General features: G+C 71.5%; 17 protein-coding genes. 4 read left to right on the forward strand and 13 right to left on the reverse strand.

Annotated elements, in window-relative coordinates; genetic code table 11:
• From C1I93_RS15825 to pdxR, 6 genes are all read right to left on the reverse strand, one after another.
• Window positions 1-2,012, reverse strand: a 2,012-nt coding sequence (locus C1I93_RS15825; protein WP_111244057.1) for a beta-galactosidase, incomplete at its 3' end; no start/stop codon positions are given.
• 73 nt (window positions 2,013-2,085) lie between these two features.
• Entirely contained in the window at window positions 2,086-3,426 is a 1,341-nt protein-coding gene (locus tag C1I93_RS15830; RefSeq protein WP_111244058.1) for an ABC transporter substrate-binding protein, read from the reverse strand.
• A gap of 31 nt (window positions 3,427-3,457) precedes the next feature.
• Window positions 3,458-4,270: a carbohydrate ABC transporter permease gene (locus C1I93_RS15835; RefSeq protein WP_223256695.1), complete on the reverse strand. Its 813-nt coding sequence runs from the start codon at window positions 4,268-4,270 to the stop codon at window positions 3,458-3,460.
• 98 nt (window positions 4,271-4,368) lie between these two features.
• Window positions 4,369-5,280: a carbohydrate ABC transporter permease gene (locus tag C1I93_RS15840; protein WP_111244060.1), complete on the reverse strand. Its 912-nt coding sequence runs from the start codon at window positions 5,278-5,280 to the stop codon at window positions 4,369-4,371.
• A 145-nt stretch (window positions 5,281-5,425) separates the two neighbouring features.
• Window positions 5,426-6,211, reverse strand: coding sequence for a phosphotransferase (locus tag C1I93_RS15845; RefSeq protein ID WP_111244061.1), 786 nt, complete (start codon window positions 6,209-6,211; stop codon window positions 5,426-5,428).
• Entirely contained in the window at window positions 6,208-7,752 is a 1,545-nt protein-coding gene (gene pdxR, locus C1I93_RS15850; protein WP_223256696.1) for a MocR-like pyridoxine biosynthesis transcription factor PdxR, read from the reverse strand. The genes C1I93_RS15845 and pdxR overlap by 4 nt, the downstream gene beginning before the upstream one ends.
• Window positions 7,753-7,851: 99 nt before the next feature.
• On the opposite strand from pdxR, the gene C1I93_RS15855 reads away from it, so the two are divergent.
• Entirely contained in the window at window positions 7,852-8,463 is a 612-nt protein-coding gene (locus C1I93_RS15855) for a LysE family translocator (protein ID WP_111244069.1), read from the forward strand.
• An 11-nt stretch (window positions 8,464-8,474) separates the two neighbouring features.
• Window positions 8,475-9,191: a B3/B4 domain-containing protein gene (locus tag C1I93_RS15860; RefSeq protein WP_111244070.1), complete on the forward strand. Its 717-nt coding sequence runs from the start codon at window positions 8,475-8,477 to the stop codon at window positions 9,189-9,191.
• 47 nt (window positions 9,192-9,238) lie between these two features.
• On the opposite strand, the gene C1I93_RS15865 is transcribed toward C1I93_RS15860, so the two are convergent.
• Window positions 9,239-9,841 (reverse strand): MBL fold metallo-hydrolase, encoded by a 603-nt coding sequence (locus tag C1I93_RS15865; protein WP_111244062.1) that lies wholly within the window; start codon window positions 9,839-9,841, stop codon window positions 9,239-9,241.
• 15 nt (window positions 9,842-9,856) lie between these two features.
• A complete protein-coding gene (locus C1I93_RS15870; protein WP_111244063.1) occupies window positions 9,857-10,396 on the reverse strand; it encodes a MarR family winged helix-turn-helix transcriptional regulator in 540 nt (179 codons plus the stop codon).
• Between the two features lie 103 nt (window positions 10,397-10,499).
• Between C1I93_RS15870 and C1I93_RS15875 the strand changes: the two genes are divergently transcribed.
• Together C1I93_RS15875 and C1I93_RS15880 are read left to right on the forward strand one after the other, a co-directional pair.
• Window positions 10,500-12,191 (forward strand): LLM class flavin-dependent oxidoreductase, encoded by a 1,692-nt coding sequence (locus C1I93_RS15875; RefSeq protein ID WP_111244064.1) that lies wholly within the window; start codon window positions 10,500-10,502, stop codon window positions 12,189-12,191.
• 172 nt (window positions 12,192-12,363) lie between these two features.
• A complete protein-coding gene (locus C1I93_RS15880) occupies window positions 12,364-12,954 on the forward strand; it encodes a DUF1772 domain-containing protein (protein ID WP_223256697.1) in 591 nt (196 codons plus the stop codon).
• On the opposite strand, the gene C1I93_RS15885 is transcribed toward C1I93_RS15880, so the two are convergent.
• The 5 genes from C1I93_RS15885 to C1I93_RS15905 all read right to left on the reverse strand — a co-directional run bounded on the left by C1I93_RS15885 (window position 12,920) and on the right by C1I93_RS15905 (window position 19,901).
• Window positions 12,920-13,789 carry a carbohydrate ABC transporter permease gene (locus C1I93_RS15885; protein WP_111244072.1) on the reverse strand — a complete coding sequence of 290 codons (870 nt, stop codon included), beginning with the start codon at window positions 13,787-13,789 and terminating at the stop codon, window positions 12,920-12,922. The genes C1I93_RS15880 and C1I93_RS15885 overlap by 35 nt on opposite strands.
• A 62-nt stretch (window positions 13,790-13,851) precedes the next feature.
• Window positions 13,852-14,883: an ABC transporter ATP-binding protein gene (locus C1I93_RS15890; protein ID WP_111244065.1), complete on the reverse strand. Its 1,032-nt coding sequence runs from the start codon at window positions 14,881-14,883 to the stop codon at window positions 13,852-13,854.
• A complete protein-coding gene (locus C1I93_RS15895) occupies window positions 14,880-16,193 on the reverse strand; it encodes an ABC transporter substrate-binding protein (protein WP_111244066.1) in 1,314 nt (437 codons plus the stop codon). The genes C1I93_RS15890 and C1I93_RS15895 overlap by 4 nt, the downstream gene beginning before the upstream one ends.
• Window positions 16,194-16,242: 49 nt before the next feature.
• Window positions 16,243-17,085, reverse strand: a complete 843-nt coding sequence (locus C1I93_RS15900) for a carbohydrate ABC transporter permease (RefSeq protein ID WP_420811794.1) — start codon at window positions 17,083-17,085, stop codon at window positions 16,243-16,245.
• A gap of 23 nt (window positions 17,086-17,108) precedes the next feature.
• Entirely contained in the window at window positions 17,109-19,901 is a 2,793-nt protein-coding gene (locus C1I93_RS15905) for a WD40/YVTN/BNR-like repeat-containing protein (RefSeq protein WP_111244067.1), read from the reverse strand.
• Window positions 19,902-20,058: the final 157 nt, after the last annotated feature.

Genomic DNA, 20,058 nt, shown 5'->3' on the forward strand with positions numbered 1-20,058 from the left:
GTGGGGGTGCGTATGGTGACGGCTCGGGGGGGTAGCAGGTCGCCTGCGTCGTTTAGCGGCGTGCCGGGCAGGCCGGTCAGGTCGACCGGCTCGTCGGTCCGGTTGATCAGGAAGTGGTAGCCGTCCCGTACCGCCAGCTCGACCTTTCCGCGGAGCGGCTCGGGCAGTTCGGACGCCAGCCCGGCTGCCTCGCTGAGCTGGGCGAGCACCGGCACCAGGCCGTCCGCGCCGAGCCGGGTCGAGACATAGCTGGCCGAGCCGTCGGCCACCCGCCGCCGGGTGATCGCCGGCCGCCCGGCCTGCGCGCCGTCACGGTACGCGGCGAGCACCGTGACGTCCGGGCCGGTGACCTCGATCCGATCCGTCCAGAGCGTGCCGATCGCACCGCTGTCCAGCACCACCTGCTCGTCGTCGAGCAGCGGCCCGAACTCCTCGACGTGGATGCCGAGCAGGTCCCGCAGGGCACCCGGGTAACCACCGAGCCAGACGTGGTCGTCCTCGTCCACGACACCGGAGAAGTAGGTGGTCACCAGATGACCGCCGGCCTCGACGTAGCGCCGCAGGCGGTCGGCGAGCGCCGCCGGCACCACGTGCAGAATCGGGGCGATCACCAGGTCGTACCCGGTGAACGCGGCGTGGGCCGGCCGCACGTCGGCCCGGATGCCCAGGGCCAGGAAGGCGGAGTACCAGTCCAGCGCCTCCTGCCGGTAGCGCAGTCGGGAGCTGGGGTGGGAGTCCAGTTCGCTGACCCACCACGACTCCCAGTCGAACAGGATCGCGGCCCGGGCCGGCCGCCGGGCCGCGCCCGCCACCGGCGCCAGGTCGGCCAGGGTACGTCCCAACGCGGTGACCGCCCGGAAGACGGCGCTCTCCTCCCCGGCGTGCGGGACCATCGCCGAGTGGTACTTCTCCGCGCCCGCCGCGCTCTGCCGCCACTGGAAGAAGCAGACCGCGTCGGCGCCGTGCGCCACGTGGGTCAGCGAGTCACGGGCCAGTTCCCCCGGACGCTTGGCAAGGTTGACCGGTTGCCAGTTGACCGCGCTGGTCGAGTGTTCCATCAGGAACCAGGGCCGGCCGCCGGCCAGGTTGCCGACCAGGTTCGCCGAGAAGGAGAGTTCGTCGAGCGACTGCGGTCCCGGGTGCCGGTAGTGGTCGTTGGCGACGAAGTCCACCTCGGCGGCCCAGTCGGCGTAGTTCATCCCGGAGGTCTCCCCCATCACCATGAAGTTCGTGGTGATGGGCACCTGCGGGGTGGCCGCCCGGAGGATCTCCCGTTCCGCGCGCAGGTGCTCCCGCAGGGCGTCGGAGGAGAACCGCTTGAAGTCCAGTTGCTGGGTGGGATTGGGGTGGGAGGCGGCCTGCCGGGGCGGTAGCACCTGGGCGAAGTCGCTGTAGCGCTGCGACCAGAAGTCGGTGCCCCAGGCCCGGTTGAGCGCATCGACACTGCCGTAGCGGGCACGCAACCAGACCCGGAAGGCGCGGGCCGCGTCGTCGGAGTAGTCGTAGACGTTGTGGCAGCCCAACTCGTTGTTGATGTGCCAGGCGGCGAGCGCCGGATGGTGGGCGTACCGGTGGGCCATGGCCCGGACCAGCCGCAACGCGTGCTCGCGGAAGATCGGCGAGGTGGGTCGCCAGTGCTGCCGGGCCCCCGGCCAGACGGTGGCGCCGTGCCTGTCGACCGGCAGGATCTCCGGATGCGCGCTGGTCAACCAGGGTGGCGGCGAGGCGGTGGCGGTGGCCAGGTCGACCGCGACGTCGTGCTCGTGCAGCAGATCCATGATCTCGTCGAGCCAGTCGAAGTCGTACTCGCCCGCGGCCGGCTCGATGCGGGCCCAGGAGAAGATGGCGAGCGAGACGATGTTGACCCCGGCCGCCCGCATGGCCCGCACGTCGTCGTGCCAGACGTGCCGGGGCCACTGTTCCGGGTTGTAGTCCGCGCCGAACGCGAACCGGGGGCGGTCGCCGGCCGGCCAGCGCAGCCAGCGGGGGGTCTCGGTCTCGCCGAGGGGCATCTGGTTCTCCTTGCCGAGTGGGTCCGGACGTGGTGCGGGTGGCCCGGCCCGGGGGCCGGGCCACCCGCTGTCACTACCGGACGGTGAAACCCTGGTCGGTGCCGTACTTCGCGGATGCCTCACGCCAGGCCTTCAGGCCGTCGGCGAGCGAGGTCGAGCTGACGTACGCCTGGCCGACGGTGTCGTTGAAGATGCTGTTGGCGTAGACCTGGAACGGCAGGTACGACCAGCCGCTGACCACGTTGGCCGCGGACGCGGCGAAGACCTCGTTGGCCTTCTGCCCACCGAAGTACGCGAACTCGGCACCCAGGAACTCCGCCGAGTTCAACTCGGCGGCGGTGGCCGGGAAGGCGCCCTTGGCGACCCGGATGCCCACCCCGGCACCGGCGTTGGCGTACTGCATGAAGCCGTACGCCAGGGCCTTGTTGGTGGCCTTCTCCGGCACGGCCAGGGAGCTGCCGCCGTTCTCGGCGCTGGCGTTCTCGCCGGCCTGCCACTGCGGCAGCGGGGCGACCCGCCACTTGCCGGCGCCGGCCGGCGCGCCCGACATCAGGTTCGCCGGCATCCAGGCGCCGGTGGCCAGGCTGGCGATGGTGCCGTTGCCGAGGCCCTGGAACCACTCGTCGCTCCACGGCGCGACCGGCGCGACGAGCTTCTCGGTGATCAGCTGCTGCCACGCGCCGGCGAACCGGGTGCTGCCCGGGTCGGCGAAGTCGATCGTGACGGTGGTGCCGTCCACCCGGTACGGCTTGCCACCCGCCTGCCAGATCATGCTGGTGGTGAAGCCGGCGTCACCGGAGTCGGCGGTCAGGTAGACCTTCGGGTCCGCGGCGTGCAGCTTGCGGGCCGCCTCGACGTACTCCGTCCAGGTGGCCGGCACCTCGATGCCGTGCTTGTCGAAGACCTCCTTGTTGTAGAACAGCGCCATCGGGCCGGAGTCCATCGGCAGGCCGTACACCCCGCCATCGATGTTCACCGCCGTCCACGGGCCGGGAGTGAAGGTGCCGTCCAGGCTCTTCGCCCCGTACGCCGACAGGTCCGTGACAGACTTGGCGAGGGCGAACTGCGGCAGGGCGTAGTACTCGACCTGGGCCACGTCCGGCACCCCGCTGCCGGCGGCTATCGCGTTCTGCAGGGCGGTGTACTGGTCGTTGCCGCTGCCGGCGTTGATCAGGTTCACCTTCACGTTCTGGTGCTCACGCTGGAAGCTGGCGACGACATCCTTCAGCGTCGGCTCCCACGCCCAGACCGTCAGCTCCCCGCCCTTGTCCAGGGCCGCCTGGATGTCGGCCGCGGAGACCGGATCACCGGCGGCGGTACCGGTGTCGGCGTCATCGGAGCCGCAGCCGGTCAGGGTGACGGCCAGGGTGGTCGCGGCGGCCACCGACGCGATCCTGGCAAGGGTGTTTCTCATCGATATCCCTTCGAGGTGGTGGTAGGGGGTGTCACTGCTTGACGCTGCCCGCAGCCAGACCGGACTGCCAGTAGCGCTGCAGCAGCAGGAAGGCCGCCAGCAGCGGCAGGATGGTCAGCAACGATCCGGTGATCACGAGGTGGAACACCGCCTCGCCACCGGCGGTGCTGGCCTGTTTGTTCCAGGTGTAGAGGCCGAGGGTGAGCGGATACCACTGCGCGTCGCGCAGCATGATCAGCGGCAGGAAGAAGTTGTTCCAGGTGGCGACCATGGTGAACAGCAGGACCGTCACGATCCCCGGTGCGAGCAGCGGCAGGCAGACCCGGAAGAAGGTGCGGAACTCCCCCGCGCCGTCCACCCGGGCGGCCTCCAGCAACTCGTCCGGGATCGCCTCGGCGGCGAAGGTCCACATCAGGTAGAGCCCGAACGGCGTGATCAGCGACGGGATGATCACGGACCAGGGCGTGTTGGTCAGGCCCATCTGGCTGAACATGAGGAAGGTGGGCACCGCGAGGGCGGTGCCGGGCACGGCCACCGCGCCGATGACCACCGCGAAGACCGCCCGCTTGCCGGGGAAGTCGAACTTGGCCAGCCCGTAGCCGGCCAGGGTGGCGAGGAAGGTGGCGCCCACCGCGCCGACCAGGACGTACAGCACCGTGTTGACCAGCCAGCGCAGGAAGATCCCGTCGGCGTACGTGAAGGTCTCGACGATGTTGTCCCAGAGCGCGAAGTCGTCGGCGAAGGCCAGACCGAAGGAGGCGAACAGCCCGTCCCGGGACTTCGTCGCGTTGATCACCAGCCAGGCCAGCGGGAAGAGGCTGTAGGCCAGGACGATCCCGGTCAACAGGGTGAGGGTCGGGCTACGCCTCGGACGCCGTACGGATCGACGCCGCACGGGTGTGGTGTTCGTCGGGGCCTCGACCGGTCGCACCGCCACGGACATCAGTCCTCTCTCCCCATGCCGCGCAACTGGACGAGGTAGGCGACCACCATCGTGATCAGGCCCATCAGGACCGCCACGGTGGCCGAGTAGTTGAACTGCTGGCCGGCGAAGGACAGCGAGTACGCGTACAGGTTGGGGGTGAAGTAGGTGGTGATCGCGTTCGGCGCGAGGTCCTGGAGGATCACCGGCTCGTTGAAGAGCTGGAAACTGCCGATGATCGAGAAGATGGTGGCGATCACCAGGGCGCCCCGGATGGCGGGAATCTTGATCGCCCGGATGATGCGCAGTTGGCCGGCACCGTCGATCTCGGCCGCCTCGTACCGTGAGGCCGGCACCACCCGCAACGCCGAATAGAAGATCACCATGTTGTACCCGACGAACTCCCAGGTCACGATGTTGCCGATGGCAGCGAGCACCAGGTCAGGGCTGAGCGGGCTGGGCAACGACAGCCCGAGGCGCTCGTTGATCCCGCCGACCAGGCCGAACTGCGACCCGTACAGGAAGCCCCACATCAGCGTGGCGACCACGGCCGGCACCGCGTACGGCAGGAAGATGCCGACCCGGAAGAACTTCATCCCGTACAGCCGACCACTGTCGATGGCGAGCGCCACCAGCAGGGCGATGAAGAGCATGACCGGCACCTGGACGGCCAGGAACAGCGACACCCGGCCCAGCGCCGACCAGAACTGCGGATCCTCGAGCGCCCGCTGGTAGTTCTCGACGCCGACGAAGGAGGTCCCGCCGATCAGGCGCTGCCGGTACAGGCTGAGGTAGATCGAGTACCCGATCGGCGCGAGGAAGACCAGGGCGAAGACGCCCAGGAACGGGGCGACGAACGCCCAGCCCGCGTACGAGCGACGCCGTCGGCGTGCCGGCGCCGTGACGCGGGGATGGACCTGCGGAACTGCCATGGCTCTCCCGATCGTTGATGTTTACGCAAACATCGAGGCCCGTGGGGGCGGGACTACGGAGATGATCAGAAATGTTTACGTAAACATCGCGAATGTTCGCACCGGTCCGCCCCGCCGTCAACCCTGCCGGGCCGGCGTATCCGGATCAGTCCCCGCCTGGTCGGTGCCGGGGTGCCGGGTTCGTCGCTGCCGGTGGCGGTGGCGGTGGCGTGGCCGCCCGCGGTGGCGTGGCCGCCCGGCCCTCGCCGCCGGTCGACCGCAACTGGCGCCCCGAGGCGGCGCACTCGGCAGCGAGGCGGGCGGCCGCGGGCAACCGGGCGAGTTCCGCGGCGGTCTGCGTGGGGTTGGCAAGCCGGACGGCCAGTGCCTGGTCGACAAGGGGCGGCACGTGGTCACGCAGCTCGCGCAGGTAGCACCACAGCATCTCCTCGGCGGCGGCGGCAAGCGGCTGCGCCGCATCGACGGCGACCTGGGCCAGGATCAACGCGGTCATCGCGACGTCCAGCCCGGGCGGGCCGTGCCGGACGTTGCGCCAGTCGATCAGCACCGGGCCATCCGGGTCGAGGATGACGTTGTCCGGATGCACGTCCAGGTGCAGGATCCGCGCACTGTCGGCCGCGCCCGGCAGCGGCGCGAGCGAGTGCAGCCGGCGGTGCAGGTCGGCCAGGATCACGGCCGCCGGCCCGACCTCGATCGTCCCGGCGACCAACGCCGCAAGCATCGTCGGGCCGGGCACCCGCCGCAGCACCAGGTCCGCGCCGACGGCGTGGTGCACCCGGGGCACCGGAAAGCCGGCCGCGTGCAGGTGCGCCATGAAGCCGGCCTCGACGGTGACGTCGGTGCCGTCGCGGTAGCGGCGCAACACCCGGTCACCGTCGAGCAGGTACACGTCGGCGTCCCGGCCGGCGGCGTACGGAAGCGGCTCTGTCACGGCCCTGACGGTAGTCGGACCGCGCCGCGGCGCGCGGCCCTCAGGCCGGCGGCGACGAGCGCGATGCCCTCCTCGATCGTCGAGACGGAGCTGGCCGCGTAACCGAGGACCAGGCCGGGCGGATACGGCCGGCGGCAGTGCCAGGACAGCGGCTGCACCTTCACCCCGCGCGCCAGGGCCGCTGTCGCCAGCTCTGTGTCGATCACGTCGTCGGCCAGGGTGACCGTCAGGTGCAGCCCGGCCGCCGCGCCGTGCACGGTGGCCTCCGGCAGATGGCGGGCCAGGGCCGCGATCATCGCGTTCCGGCGGCGTACGTGCCGACGGCGCAGCAGGCGCAGGTGCCGCTCCAGTGCGCCGGAGGTGATCAGCTCAGCGAGAACCAGTTGAGGCAGGACGGCGTTGCCCAGGTCGGCGTCGCGTTTGGCCGCCACCACGGCGTCCCGGTATCGGTGGGGTACCAACAGCCAGCCGATCCGTAGCGCCGGAGCGAGCAGCTTCGAGACGCTGCCGGCGTAACAGACCCGATCCGGCAGGCTGGCCCGCAACGCCGGCACCGGCGGTCGGTCGTAGCGGTGCTCGGCGTCGTAGTCGTTCTCGATGACCAGCCCACCGGCGCGGGCCCAGTCGGCGAACCGGCGGCGGCGTTCGCCGTCGAGCACCACACCTGTCGGAAACTGGTGTGCGGGGGTGAGCGTCACCGCCGGCACTCCGCTCGCGACCAGCTCGTTCACCTGCAACCCGGCGGCGTCCACCGGGATCGGCACGGTGGTCAGCCGCTGGCTGTCCAAGAGCTGCCGGACCCCGAGCGACCCGGGATCCTCCACACCGATCCTGCTGACGCCCTCGTCGCGCAGGACCTGGGCGAGCAGGCCGAGCGCCTGCGACACCCCTGTCGTGACGATCACCTCTGCCGGGTCGACACGGATTCCCCGATTGCGCGCCAGCCAGCCGGCGACGGCCCGGCGTAGCGTGGGCGTACCGCAGGGATCGCCGTAGCCCAGGTCTGACGCGGCCAGTCGGCCCAGCACGGTCCGCTCGGCGCGCAGCCAGGCCGCCCGGGGAAAGGCCGCCAGATCGGGTACGCCGGGCGTCAGGTCGATCCGCGCCGGGGCGGCGCGCAGGGTGTCGAAGATGTCCGGGCCCGGCGCTGACGAGAACGGTACGGCCGGCCGTGGCGTGCCGGTCATCGCACTCGTGCTGTTGGCCGGCTCCGTTGCCGGGGCGAGGCACTCCCGCTCGACGTTCGACACGGGGGGCGGAATCGGGGCGGCGACCACCACGGTGCCGCCGCGCCCCCGGCCGGCCACCTGCCCCTCCTCCATCAGCCGCTGGTACGCCTCCACCACCACGCCCCGGGAGACGCCGAGGTCGGCGGCGAGCACTCGGGTGGCGGGGAGCCGGGAGCCGACCGGCACGATCCGGTCGGCGATCGCTCGACGCAGCCGCTCGGCGAGCCAGGCGGCTCGTCCACCCCGCGGTGCCTGGCCGATGTCGAGGTGCAGGAAGTCGGACCCGGCGTTAGGAGGGGGCCCCTTTACCACCTCAGGCGTTAGCAGGGGGCCCTCCTTTCTTCTTTGGACCTGCGGGGAGGGTGAGGTTTGGTACTGCTCATAGGACCATTGTGGGGGCAGGGTGAGTGGGTGACCATCGCCTTCCTGATCACCACGCTGGTCGTGGTCGTCACTCCGGGTGCCGGGGTGCTGTTCACGCTCTCGGCCGGGCTGACCGGCGGACGCCGGGCCGCTCTGGTCGCCGCGCTGAGCGGCGCGTTGGCCACCGTGCCGCACCTGCTGGCCGCCGTGACCGGGCTCGCCGCCCTGCTGCACTCCAGCACACTCGTCTTCGACCTGGTCACCTATCTGGGCGCGGGCTACCTGCTCTGGCTGGCCGTCTCGACGCTCCGTCAGCGCGGTGCCTTTGCCGTGGACGGCGCGGCGTCCGCGCGCCCGGCGCGCCAGATCATCGTCTCGACGCTGCTGATGAACCTGCTCAACCCGAAGCTGACGATTTTCTTCGTGGCGTTCCTGCCGCAGTTCGTCCACCCGGACACCCCCGGCGCGCTGAGTCGGATGCTCGGTCTGGGCGCGGTGTTCACCCTGGTCACGCTCGTGGTCTTCATCGGGTACGGCCTCGGTGCCGCCGCCATACGCCGACGCGTGCTCGACCGTCCCCGGGTCGCCGACTGGCTGCGCCGGTGTTTCGCCGGCTCGTTCGTGGCGCTTGCCCTGCTGTTGACCCTGAGCCAGCCGTAAGGAGCATGATCGTGTATTTCCAGCACTGCCCTCAGATCCGGGTCGCGCACCCCCAGCTCGTCGCCGGTGTGCTGTACGCCGACGGCGTGGCCGGCGTGCCGCGCGCCGAACCGCTGCTGGCCGACCTGCTCGGGCGGGCGCGGCAGCGCCTCGCCTCGGGCAGCGAGGCGGCCCTGCCGGAGATCCAGGCGTGGCGGAGGGCGTTCACACGGATGGGGCTGGCCCCGACGCGATACCGGTGTGCGGCGGAGTCCCTGCTGCGGCGGCTGCGCACCACAGGCGACCTGCCGGCGGTGCACCCGCTGGTCGATCTCGGCAACGCCGTCTCGGCCGCGTACGCGATCCCGGTCGGGATCCTCGACGTCGATCGCGTCGGCGACGGCATCGAGGTACGCCACGCCCGGGGCGACGAGCGTTACCTGACCCTCGGCGGGGTCGAGGAGTGCCCCGATCCCGGCGAGGTGATCTTCGCCGACGGGCAGGGGCGGGCACACGCCCGGCGCTGGACCAACCGGCAGAGCGGCTGGTCGGCGGTACGCGACGACACCCGTACGGTTCTGGTGGTGGTCGAGGCGATGCACGACTCGGCCGCACAGGACGTGCCGTGCCTGCTGGACACGCTCGCGACCGAACTGGAACGGTCCTGGGCCGCGACGTCGCGTACGGTGCTGCTCACCTCGGCCGAGCCGCGCTTCCAGATTTCCGGCCCGGCCGACACCCGGCGTTAACAGGGGGCCCCTCTACTACCTGAGGCGTTAGCAGGGGGCCCCTCCTTTCATGCGGTCTGGCCGGGGGCGAGGTGGCGGTAGCCGGGGACGGTCTCGCTGAACCAGCCGTTGACGCTGGCCAGGCCGCGCTCGTTGAGCTGGGCGTCGTGGATCGGGAAGACCTGGGCCGCACCCGCCGCGACCGCGAAGTCGATCGCCTCGGTCAGCTTGAGCCAGGACGCCTGCGCCGGCACCAGCAGGGTCCGCACCGGTCGGCCGGGTGGGGTCAGCGAGTCGCCGGGGTGGTAGATCTCGTCGGCGACCAGGTAGCCGAGGTTGGCGCAGTCGGGTTGGCCGCCGTGGATGGTGGCGTGCCGGCCGCCGACAGCGGTCACGTCGAAGCCGGCGGCGGTGAAGCGTTCACCCGCGCGGACCCGGGCCACCGGCAGCGGCGCCAGGTCCGGCAGCACGGCCTCCTCCGGCACGAAGACCGGCACGCCCAGTCCGGCCAGCCGCAGCACGTCGACGTGGTCGGTGTGCTCGTGGCTGACCAGCACCGCGTCCGCGCCGGCCAGGGCGCGCGGTTCACTCCAGGTGCCGGGATCGATGACCAGGACGCGACCGTCGTGTTCGAGCCGGACGCAGGCATGCGTGTACTTCGTGATCCGCATCCGTCGACCGTACGGCTAGGCCGGCCGACGGACGGGACCGGAGCGGGTCGCCCGTCGCCGCCGGGGCGGTGGTTGCTCCGCCGTCTCCTCGACCGCCTGACACAGGTCGGTGAGTGGGTCGGCCTGCTGCGCCGCGCAGGCCACCCGGCGCAACAGGTCGCGCACTGTCGCCGCCTGCTGCGGGGTGAGCGGCTGGAGCAGGCGGGACTCGACGGTCCGCAGTGTCTCCCGGCGGCGCTGGGTCGCGGCGCGGCCGGCGTCGGTGAGGGTGACCAGGCGGCTGCGCCGGTCGGCCGGGTCGGGCCGGCGGACCAGCAGGCCGTCCCGCTCCAGGTCGTCGATCAGGTACGTCAGGACGGTGCGGTCGATGCCCAACTCCTCGGCGATCGCACCCTGGTTGCGGGGTGGCTCCCGGTCGGCCGCGGTGAGCACCTGATATCCGCGCGGCCCGCCGGGCAGGTCGCCCACGGCGTGGTCGGCCGCGCGGACGTAGGCGCGGAAGAGCACGCCGAGCATCCACCCGAGGTCCTCGCTGATCGGGTCACTGCCGCTCATGCTCCCAGAATAGCGCAGATCACAGATTTTATTGGGCGAAGATGTTCTGTTCGACATAACATTCGCGGTGTCGAGCGACACCTCACGGGAAGGCACCCCTCTGATGAGCGACTACGGGCACACACTGACCTTCGGGTCGTTCCTCACGCCCGGCAACGCCGACCCGCTGCGGCCGGTCACCTTCGCCATGCTCTCCGAGCAGGTCGGGCTCGACCTGGTCACCTTCCAGGACCATCCCTACCAGCCCGCCTTCCTGGACACCTGGACGCTGCTGAGTTTCGTCGCCGCGCGCACCGAACGGGTCCGCCTGGCCGCCAACGTGACGAACCTGCCGCTGCGCCCGCCGGCCGTGCTGGCCCGCAGTGTGGCCAGCCTCGACCTGCTCAGCGGTGGTCGGACCGAGCTGGGCCTGGGCGCCGGGGCGTTCTGGGACGCCATCGAGGCGATGGGCGGGCGACGCCTCTCCCCCGGTGAGGGAGTGCGCGCCCTGGAGGAGGCCATCGAGATCATCCGCCAGATCTGGGACGCCGACGCCCGGGGCGGGGTGCGGGTCGACGGGGAGTTCCACCGGGCCGTCGGTGCCAAGCGCGGCCCCGCGCCCGCCCACGACCTGGGCATCTGGCTCGGCGCGTACAAGCCACGCATGCTCGCGCTGACCGGACGCCGCGCCGACGGCTGGCTGCCCTCGCTGGCCTACCTCAAGCCCGGCGACCTGGCGAAGGGCAACGCCGTCATCGACGACGCCGCCACCGAGGCAGGCCGCTCACCGGCCGACGTACGTCGACTGCTCAACATCAACGGGCGGTTCACCCCGGCCGGACGCGGCCCGCTCGACGGACCGGCCGAGCAGTGGGCCGAGGAACTCGCCGACCTCGCCCTCACCGAGGGGATCAGCACCTTCATCCTCGCCAGCGACGACCCCGACGACCTGCGGCGGTTCGCCGCCGAGGTGGCCCCGGCCACCCGGGAGCTGGTCGCCAGCGAACGCTCGTCACCCCCCGCCAACGCCACCGGCCCGGGTGGCACCACCAGCGGACCGAGCGGTGCCGGCGCGGACGCCCGGACCACCGCCGGGCCAGCCGGCCCGACCGGCCCGGCAGACGCCCCGACCGGCCCGGCCCGGTCCGCCGCCAGCGCCACCGGCCCGACCGGCAGCGGCCGGGCGACCTCGACGCGGCGGGCCGGGGTCGGGGCGACACCGTTCGCGGTGGTGCCGACACCCGACGACGGGGTACGCCGCAGCCAGGTGCGGGTGTGGGACGAATCGGACCGGCCCACCGGCCCCGCCCGGGATCCGCAGCGCAGCTACACGCCGCACGAGCAGGCCGGTGGGCAGCACCTGATCGACGTGCACGACGGGCTGCGCGCCGAACTGGCCCAGATCCACGACCTGATCGAGCAGGTCGCCGCCGGGCTGATCGACGTGGGCACGGCCCGGTCGCACATCAACACGATGACCATGCGGCAGAACAAGTGGACGCTCGGCACCTACTGCGAGTCGTACTGCCGGGTGGTGACCACCCACCACACCCTCGAGGACAGGTCGCTCTTCCCGCATCTGCGTCGGGCCGACCCCCGGCTCGCACCTGTCATCGACCGCCTGGAGCAGGAACACCACGCCATCCACGACGTGCTGGAGGGCGTCGACCGGGCGCTCGTCGCGTTCGTCGCCACCCCGGACGGGATGGCCGAGTTGCGGGCCGCGGTCGACCTGCTCAGCGACACCCTGCTGTCCCACCTGTCGTACGAGGAGCGGGAGCTGGTCGAGCCGCTCGCCCGGCTGGGCGTGCACTGAGACACCTGTCGGGGTCGCCTGCGGGCGGGTCCCGGGGTCGCCGCCGTACGTCGGAAGGCGACCCCGGGGCACGCCGCCGGACGGCAGCCGATCGGCGTGGCCGGTTCTAGCGTCGGGACCACCGCAGATCGCACGCGCCCGCACCGGGCGCCCCGACGGCAGGAGGACGGCGATGCCGCGCCGCAGCACACTCACCTGGATCGCGCTGGTCGCACTGACCTGGGCGGCGATGATGTCGTTCGGGGGCGTGGCCGCCGAGACGGTCATGCTCTACCCGAACATCTTCCACGACGCCCCGGCGTCGCTGGACCGGGCCCGCGACTTCCTGGTCGTCAGCGGCCCGAGCGACTACTTCCCGCCGCTGGGCGCCTCGGTGGTGCTGCTCAGCGCGGTCGCCACGGTGCTCACCTGGCGACACCGCCGGCTGCGCCTCTGGATCGTGGCCGCGGCTGCGGTCTTCGTCGCCTGCGAGTTCCTCTTCTCGGTCGTCTTCTTCTGGCCCCGCAACGAGATCATGTTTGTCGACCCGACCGGCACGCACCCGCCCGAATACCTGCGTCAGGTGGCGCGGGAGTTCGTCGCCGGGCACTGGGTCCGGCTCGTCGGCGGAGCGGTCACCGCCGCGCTGGCCTTCACCGCCCTGCTGGGCTGGGCCCGCGACACCGCCCCGGCTTCCCGCGACACCGCCGCACCCGCCCCCGACACCGGCACGGCTGTCCGCGACGCCGTCACACCTGGTAGAAGCGGCGGTAGCGGCGGATGAGACGCCACTGCACGAGCAGCGCCGCGACGGTCAGCAGCATCATCACCAGGGTCGCCGCCGCCGCGTAGCCGTACCGCAGGTATTCGAAGCCGGTCTGGTAGACGAAGAGCGACAGGTAGGTGGTGGCGTACGGGGGCGGGCCGCCGTCGGTGACCACGAACGCCGGCACGAAGGTGAAGTGCAGGCTGGCGATGGCGTCGCGGACCGCCAGCAGGGCCAGCACCGGGGCCATCAGCGGCAACGTGATCCGGCGGAACACGTCCCAGCCGGTGGCGTCCTCGAGGGCGGCCATCTCGTACACGTCGCGGGGCAGCGCCCGGCGGGCGGCCAGCAGCACCACGAAGGTCTCCCCCATGGTGAACAGGCTCATCAGGATGATGCCGGCGCGGGCGCTCGTCGGATCGGTCAGCCACGGCGGCGGAGTACGACCCAGCACGGTCAGGCCGTGCTCACCGCCGAGGCGCAGCAACTGGTTGATCGGCCCGTACAGCGGGTTGAACAGCCAGAGCCAGAGCAGACCGTAGGCGATCTCCGGCACCGCGGTGGGCAGCAACGTCGCGGTGCGGGCGGTGCCGACGCCAGGGGCCCGGCGGTGCAGCAGCAGCGCCAGGCCGAGCGCCACCAGCACCCGCAACGGTACGGCCACCACGGCGAACACCAGCGAGTTGAGCAACGCCACCCGGAAGATCGGGTCGTCGACCAGGGCGGTGAGATTGTCCAGCCCCACCCAGGTCGGCGGGCGCAGCAGGTCGTACTCGGTGAACGCCAACGCCAGGGTGACCAGGGCCGGCAGCAACATCAGGCCGACCAGCCCGACCAGGTACGGCGCCAGCATCAACAGGTGCTGCCGACGGGCACGGGTGTCCGGGCGGATGCGCGGGGCCGGCCGGCTGGCCGTCACGGCACGTACCGGCGGCCGGAGTCGGCGTGGAACAGGTGGGCGTCGGCCCACCGCACGCCGACGCGTACCGACTCGTCGCGGGCCGGGCGGCGGGCGGCCGGCACCCGGGCGACCACCCGGTGCCCGGCGGCGAGGGTGAGGTACGCGTACGCGTCCTCGCCGATCACCTCGACCCGGTCGACGGTGGCCGGTGTGCCCTCGGCGGCGTCGAGGGTGACCGCCTCCGGCCGGAACCCGACCTCCAGCGGTTGTTCCGGCAGCGGCGGGGCGTCACCGGTGCGGCACACCGCCGCGTCGGCGGGCAGCAGGTTCATCGCCGGTGACCCGACGAACCGGGCCACGAAGGTGCTGGCCGGGGTACGCCAGATCTGCTCCGGGGTGCCCACCTGCTCGACCCGGCCGTCGCGCAGCACCGCGATCCGGTCGGCGAGCACCAGCGCCTCGGTCTGGTCGTGGGTGACGTGCACCATGGTGGCGCCGAGCCGGTCGTGCAGGGCCCGCAGCTCGGCCCGCATCTCGACGCGCAGGGTCAGGTCCAGGTTGGACAGCGGTTCGTCGAGCAGGAACACGTCCGGCTCGCGGACCAGCGCCCTGGCCAGCGCCACCCGCTGCCGTTCACCGCCGGAGAGCTGCCCGGGTCGGCGGCCCAGCAGCCCGGCGCAGCCCACCGTCTCGGCCGCTGCCCGGGCCCGCTCCCGGGCGGTCCGGCGCGGCACGTCGCGGACCTCCAGCCCGAAGGCGATGTTCTCGGCGACGCTCAGGTGCGGGAAGAGCGCGTACGACTGGAAGACCATCGAGACGTTGCGCAGGCCGGGCCGCAGGTCGGTGACGTCGCGGCCGGCGATGTGGACGCGGCCGGTGGTGGCCGGTTCCAGCCCGGCCACCACCCGCAGCACCGTCGACTTGCCGGCCCCCGAGGGGCCGAGCACCACCAGCAGTTCCCCCGGTCGCGCCGCGAGGTCCACCTCGTGCAGCACGGTGGCGTCCCGGTACGCGGCACTGACCCCGGCCAGGGTCAGCCCACTCACCCGTGCTCCCCGCGGGCGAACATCGGTCGGCTCTTGACGTCCAGCTCGCGGATCACGTCGTCCAGCCGGTCACCGCGGTGTATGGCGTTCTCCAGGATGCCGTAGCTCAGGTCCTCGATCTCCGGCCAGGTGGAGACGGTGGGCAGCGCCCGCACGGTGGGGATGGCGTCGAGGAAGACCTGCGAGTTGCGGGGCGGCTGGTCGGGGTCCAGGAACGCCGGTGAGCGGGACACCTCGATGTGCGACGGCACGGTCCGCCCGGTCGCGGCGATGATCCGCTGGCCGTCGGCGGACATCGCGTACTCCATGAACCGCCACGCGGCGTCCTTGTTCTTCGACCCGGTGGTCATGCAGTACGCGTCGGAGTGCAGCACCCCGACCGGCTGGCGGTAGACGGGCATCGGCGCGACGTCCCACTCGAAGCCGGTGATGGTGCGGAAGTTGGTGGTGGCCCGGCGGGACGTCATCAGCATGGCCAGCCGCCCGTTGAGGAAACGGGACTCGTCGTCCTCCGCCTCCACCTCCGCGTCGCTGGGCACCACCCCGTACGCCTGCCGCAGGTCGATCAGGTTCTTCAGCGCCTCCCGGGCCGCCGGGCTGTCCAACGCCAGCCGGGTCGGCTTCACCGGGTCGTCGACGATCTCGCCACCGTTGGACCAGACCAGCGGGGCGAGCCGGATGATCGAGGGTTCCACCCCGAGACCGTGCACGGCGGGCAGCCGGGCCGCCCCCTCCGCCTCGGTTCCCTTGATCACCAGGCCGCGCGCGTCGCGGGTCATCGCGGTGGCGGTGCCGACCAGGTCGTTCCAGGTCCAGCCGGCCTTCGGCTCCGGCACCCCGTACCTGGTGAAGAGCGTGCGGTTGTAGTAGACGGCCAGGCTGGAGACGTTCTGCGGCAGGCAGAGCTGCGCGCCCTCCCACTTGAAGGCGTCCATGGCCACCGGGTGGTAGTCGGCCGGGTCGAGCGTCGAGCCGGCGATCCGCTGGTCGAGTGGTTCGACCACGCCCTTGGCCGCGAACTGGCCATAGAAGCGGTAGTTCATCAGGAACACGTCCGGCGGTGCTCCCCCGGCGACCGAGGTGGCCAACCGGGCCAGCAGATCCTTGCGGTCGCTGGCCTCGATCAACTGGACCCGCTCGCCCGGCCGGGCGTCCTGGTACGCCTCGATCAGGGTCCGGTAGGCGCCCAGCTCCTCCGGCGCGCCGAAGACCAGCAGCTTGACCGGATCCGGACCCGACGCGCCGGAGCCACAGCCGGTGAGGGCCAGCGTGGCGCAGAGCGCGAGGGCGAGCAGGGACTTGGGTTTCACCGGGCTCCTCGAAGGCTTCACGGGGCTTCTCAAATCAGTCGTCGGGGCGTCAGTCGTCGGGGCGCAGGAAGCGCCGTTGGGCCAGGGCGAACACCACCAGCGCGGGCACGGTGGCGAGCACCGCGCCGGCCAGGAAGACGGGAAAGTTGGTGGGGTCCAGCAGGGACAGCGACCGCAACGCCAGCGGCAGGGTGAACAGGTCGCGGTCGTAGACGTAGATCAGCGGATCGAGGAAGTTCGACCAGGTGAGCACGAAGGTGAGCGCGGTGATCCCGGCGGTGACCGGACGGACCAGCGGTAGCGCCACCCGCCACCAGGTGCGCAGCGGCGACAGGTCGGCGACCAGGCAGGCGTCGTACAGGTCGGCCGGCACGGCCCGGAAGGCCAGGTAGTACACGAGCACGTAGAGCGGTGAGGTGCCCAGCAGCGCCGGGGCGATGAGCGGTACGAGGGTGTCGGTCAACCCGAGAAAGCGGAAGATCGCGAACCGGGGCACCAGCAGCGCGGTGGCCGGCACCATCAGCGCCACCAGGGAGGCGGCCACCACCACGGTGGTGGTACGCGGGGCGAGCCGGGCCAACGCGAAGCCGGCCAACGCGGCCACCAGCACGCTCAACGGCACCGCCAGCACCGCTACCAGCACCGAGTTGAGCGAGGCACGCAGCAGCCCGCCCAGCTCCACGGCCCGCTGATAGCCGGTGGTGCTGAGCGGGTCGGGCACCAGTTGCGGGGTCGGTGAGGGCGGCAGCCCCGGCTCGGTGAGCGAGCCGGCGACCAGCAGCAACAGTGGCGGGACGAAGACCAGGAGGACGAAGGCCGCACCGAGCGTACGCCACAGCCGGGCGGCCCGCTCGGGCAGCGGCGAGGGGCCGCGCGCGCGGCCCCTCGCCAGGATTGCGCCGATGATCTGCTTCCCTACCTCAGGCTGAGCTTCCAGGCGCCGAGGCCGTGCGAGGCGGCGTAGAGCACCCGCTCGCCCGGCACGATGGTCAGCCCGGCCACCTCCACGTTCGGCATGTTGCCGGCCGCCTTGGTCCAGGAGGTCTTCCCCTTCGGCAGCAGCAGCACCCCGAAGTCGGTGGCGGCGTACAGGTCGCCGGTGACGTCGTCGCGGACCAGGTCGGTGATCGGCTGGTCGCCGAAGTCGTACGACCTGTCGGTCCAACTCGCCGCGTCCCCGGTGACCTTCACCTCGAAGGCGTGGCCGGGTGTGGTCGGGGTGTTGGAGCCGTAGCCGCTGTAGGAGACCCATGCCCGGGACGGGTCGGCCGGGTCGATGTGGATGCTGGTGACGAAGCGGTTCGGCGTGGCGGCGGTGTCGATCCGGGTCCAGGTCACCGCGGCGGCCGGTTCGGCGTCCGCGTTGCGGGTGACGAAGATCCGGCCGGTGCTGGTGGCCGCCCACACGGTGGAGGTGTCGGAGTCGACCCGCTGCACCACCGAGACCGCGCCACCGGCCCGGTCGCCCCAGCCGGCGGCGGTCAGGTTGGTGGTGCCCAACGCCTCCCAGTCACCGCACTGCTCCTCGTAGGTGCCGTCCCAGGAGTTGCAGATCCGGTCCGCCTCGGCCAGCGTCCGGTCGCCCAGACCGAAGGTCTTGGTGCGGTAGACCGACAGTCCGGTGCCGGCGAACATGGTGCCGCTGACCTTCGGGTCGCTGATCACCGGGGCGTAGAAGAGATTGTTCGGCTGGAAGGCGATCGGGTCGGCGGTCCAGATCCAGCTGCCGATGTCGCCGCCGGCGAAGCTGACCTCCGGCGTGACGTCGTAGAAGGTGTGGAAGCGGAAATCGGGGCGGCCCACGTCCCAGCCGGAGGCACCACCGTCACCGATCATGGTGTTGACCCAGCGCCGCCGCTCGCCCTTGTTCTCCCAGGTGCCGTTGTCCTGGGTGCCGCCCTGGAGCAGGTTCACGTCGTGCGGGCTGACCGACAGGCTGGTGAACTGGAGGGTGTTCATGCCGTGGTTGACGCTCTCCAGCTTGCTGGGGATCTTCGACAGCATCTGCCGGCAGCGGTCCTTCTGGGCCACCGTGGTCAGGTTGCGGGCCGGGTTGTCGCACCACGCCGAGCGGTCGACGAGCACGCCGCTGGAACGCATCACGCCACCGTCGTTGGCCTCGAAGAACTGGTACGGGTTGCGCGGGTTGGTGACGATCGCGTGCTGGTCCGGGTGCAGCCCGTTGGGGTGCAGCTCGTCGGTGCCGTCGAAGGTCATGTCGGTGCCGCTGACCCCGGCGTCGGTGGAGAGCACCACGGCCCGCTTGTTGGCGATGTTCTCGCCGTAGGAGTAGCTGCCGCCGGTGTAGACGATGTCCGGGTGCCCCGGCGGGGTGTGCACGAACACGTCGTACCAGCACTGGCCGGTGCACTGGTTGTAGGTGGCGAAGCCCGGGTCGGCCGGGTTGGAGCTGGTCAGGTCGGTGAAGGTCGGGCTGCCGGCGGCCACGTCGTCGCTGCGGAACAGCCGGGAGTACGGCGTGCCGGTGTTGCCCTCGTAGACGTACATCCGGGTCTTGCCGCCGGACAGGGCGGTCACGTCGATGGCCGCGCGGGTGGTCGGCAGCGCCGCGTTGAGCGACGGCTTGATCTGCGTCCACGTGGTGCCGGCGTCCGGGGACCGCCACACCCCCCGGGCGTACGAGGAGGCGTAGACGATGTTCGCGTTGCGCGGGTCCAGCTTGACGTAGCGCACCCCGCGCGGCGAGCAGGCGGTGGTGTTGTTGTACTCGGCCAGGGTGCCGGTGCACTCGCTGGCGTCGGCCGTGCCGTTGTGCAGGAACGTCCAGCTCTTCCCGCCGTTCGTGGACTTGTACAGGCCCCACTTCGCGGCGTCCGGCACCGGCCGGGTGACGCCACCGCAGCAGGCGCTGGACATGCCGCGCAACGCGGTGGTGGTGGCCACGTAGAGCGTCTTGGGGTCACCCGGCTTGATGGTGATCTCGCCGATGCCCTTGCCGGCGAGCACGTCCTTGCCGAGCGGACCGGACCAGGTCAGGCCGCCGTTGCTCGACTTGTAGAGGCCGACGCCGGCGACGCAGCCGGAGGCACAGGTGTTGGCCTCGCCGGTGCCGACGTAGAGAGTCAGGCCGGTGCGGTCGTTGCGGTCGATGGTCACCGCGCCGGCCGCGTTGATGCCCAGCGGGCCACCGAGGTAGAACCACTTCGGCTCGGCGGCGAGAATGTTCAGGGTGCCCCAGACGCCACCGCCGGCCGGCGTCACGTACGCCCGGCAGAGCAGCTTGGTGCAGTCCGGGCTGATGTCGATCGAGGTGACCCGGCCGCCGGCCACGTACTCGTTCGGCACGTAGTTGAACGCGTTGCGATATTCGGTGAAGGGATAGAGCGCCTCGCTCGGACCGACGTTGGTCCACTGCCGGCTGCCCTTGAACCGCTTGTCGGCGGCGCTGAACGCCGCCTTGGAGCGGTCCACCTGGGCGATGGTGATCGCGTCGGCCGGGTAGGCCCGCTCCAGGAACTCCTGTCCGGCGGCACCGCCGGGCCCGTCGGGCGACATGCCCATGTCACCGGGTACGGCCTGACGCAGCCGCTCCAGGTGGGCGCCGAGCGCCCCCGGCATCTCGCCGTCACCGACGGCGGCGGGAGCCGGCACCTCGGCACCGGCGAAGTGGATTCCCACGAAACCGGTCGATGCCAGCACGGCACCGACCGCCAGGCCAACGAGCAGATGGCGACGTCTACGCTTCACCAGGGTCCCTCCGGCATGAGGCGTCACCGCAGCACGGCACCGGATTGGCGACCGTCACTGGCAGCGTCCATCGTGGAATATGTCAGACCCACTGACCACTGGCAATAAACGGTTACATGCCCGTCACACCCCACCCCGCAGCCGTAGGGTTGGGGGG

It is taken from the genome of Micromonospora endophytica (genome assembly GCF_003236305.1).
GTDB lineage: Bacteria > Actinomycetota > Actinomycetes > Mycobacteriales > Micromonosporaceae > Micromonospora > Micromonospora endophytica.

Bases quoted from the DNA above. Each gene is read 5' to 3' on its own strand.
- C1I93_RS15830 (WP_111244058.1), bottom strand. From the start codon at position 3,426: ATGAGAAACACCCTTGCCAGGATCGCGTCGGTGGCCGCCGCGACCACC.
- C1I93_RS15840 (WP_111244060.1), bottom strand. From the start codon at position 5,280: ATGGCAGTTCCGCAGGTCCATCCCCGCGTCACGGCGCCGGCACGCCGA.
- C1I93_RS15865 (WP_111244062.1), bottom strand. From the start codon at position 9,841: ATGCGGATCACGAAGTACACGCATGCCTGCGTCCGGCTCGAACACGAC.
- C1I93_RS15870 (WP_111244063.1), bottom strand. From the start codon at position 10,396: ATGAGCGGCAGTGACCCGATCAGCGAGGACCTCGGGTGGATGCTCGGC.
- C1I93_RS15875 (WP_111244064.1), top strand. From the start codon at position 10,500: ATGAGCGACTACGGGCACACACTGACCTTCGGGTCGTTCCTCACGCCC.
- C1I93_RS15880 (WP_223256697.1), top strand. From the start codon at position 12,364: ATGCCGCGCCGCAGCACACTCACCTGGATCGCGCTGGTCGCACTGACC.
- C1I93_RS15885 (WP_111244072.1), bottom strand. From the start codon at position 13,789: ATGCTGGCGCCGTACCTGGTCGGGCTGGTCGGCCTGATGTTGCTGCCG.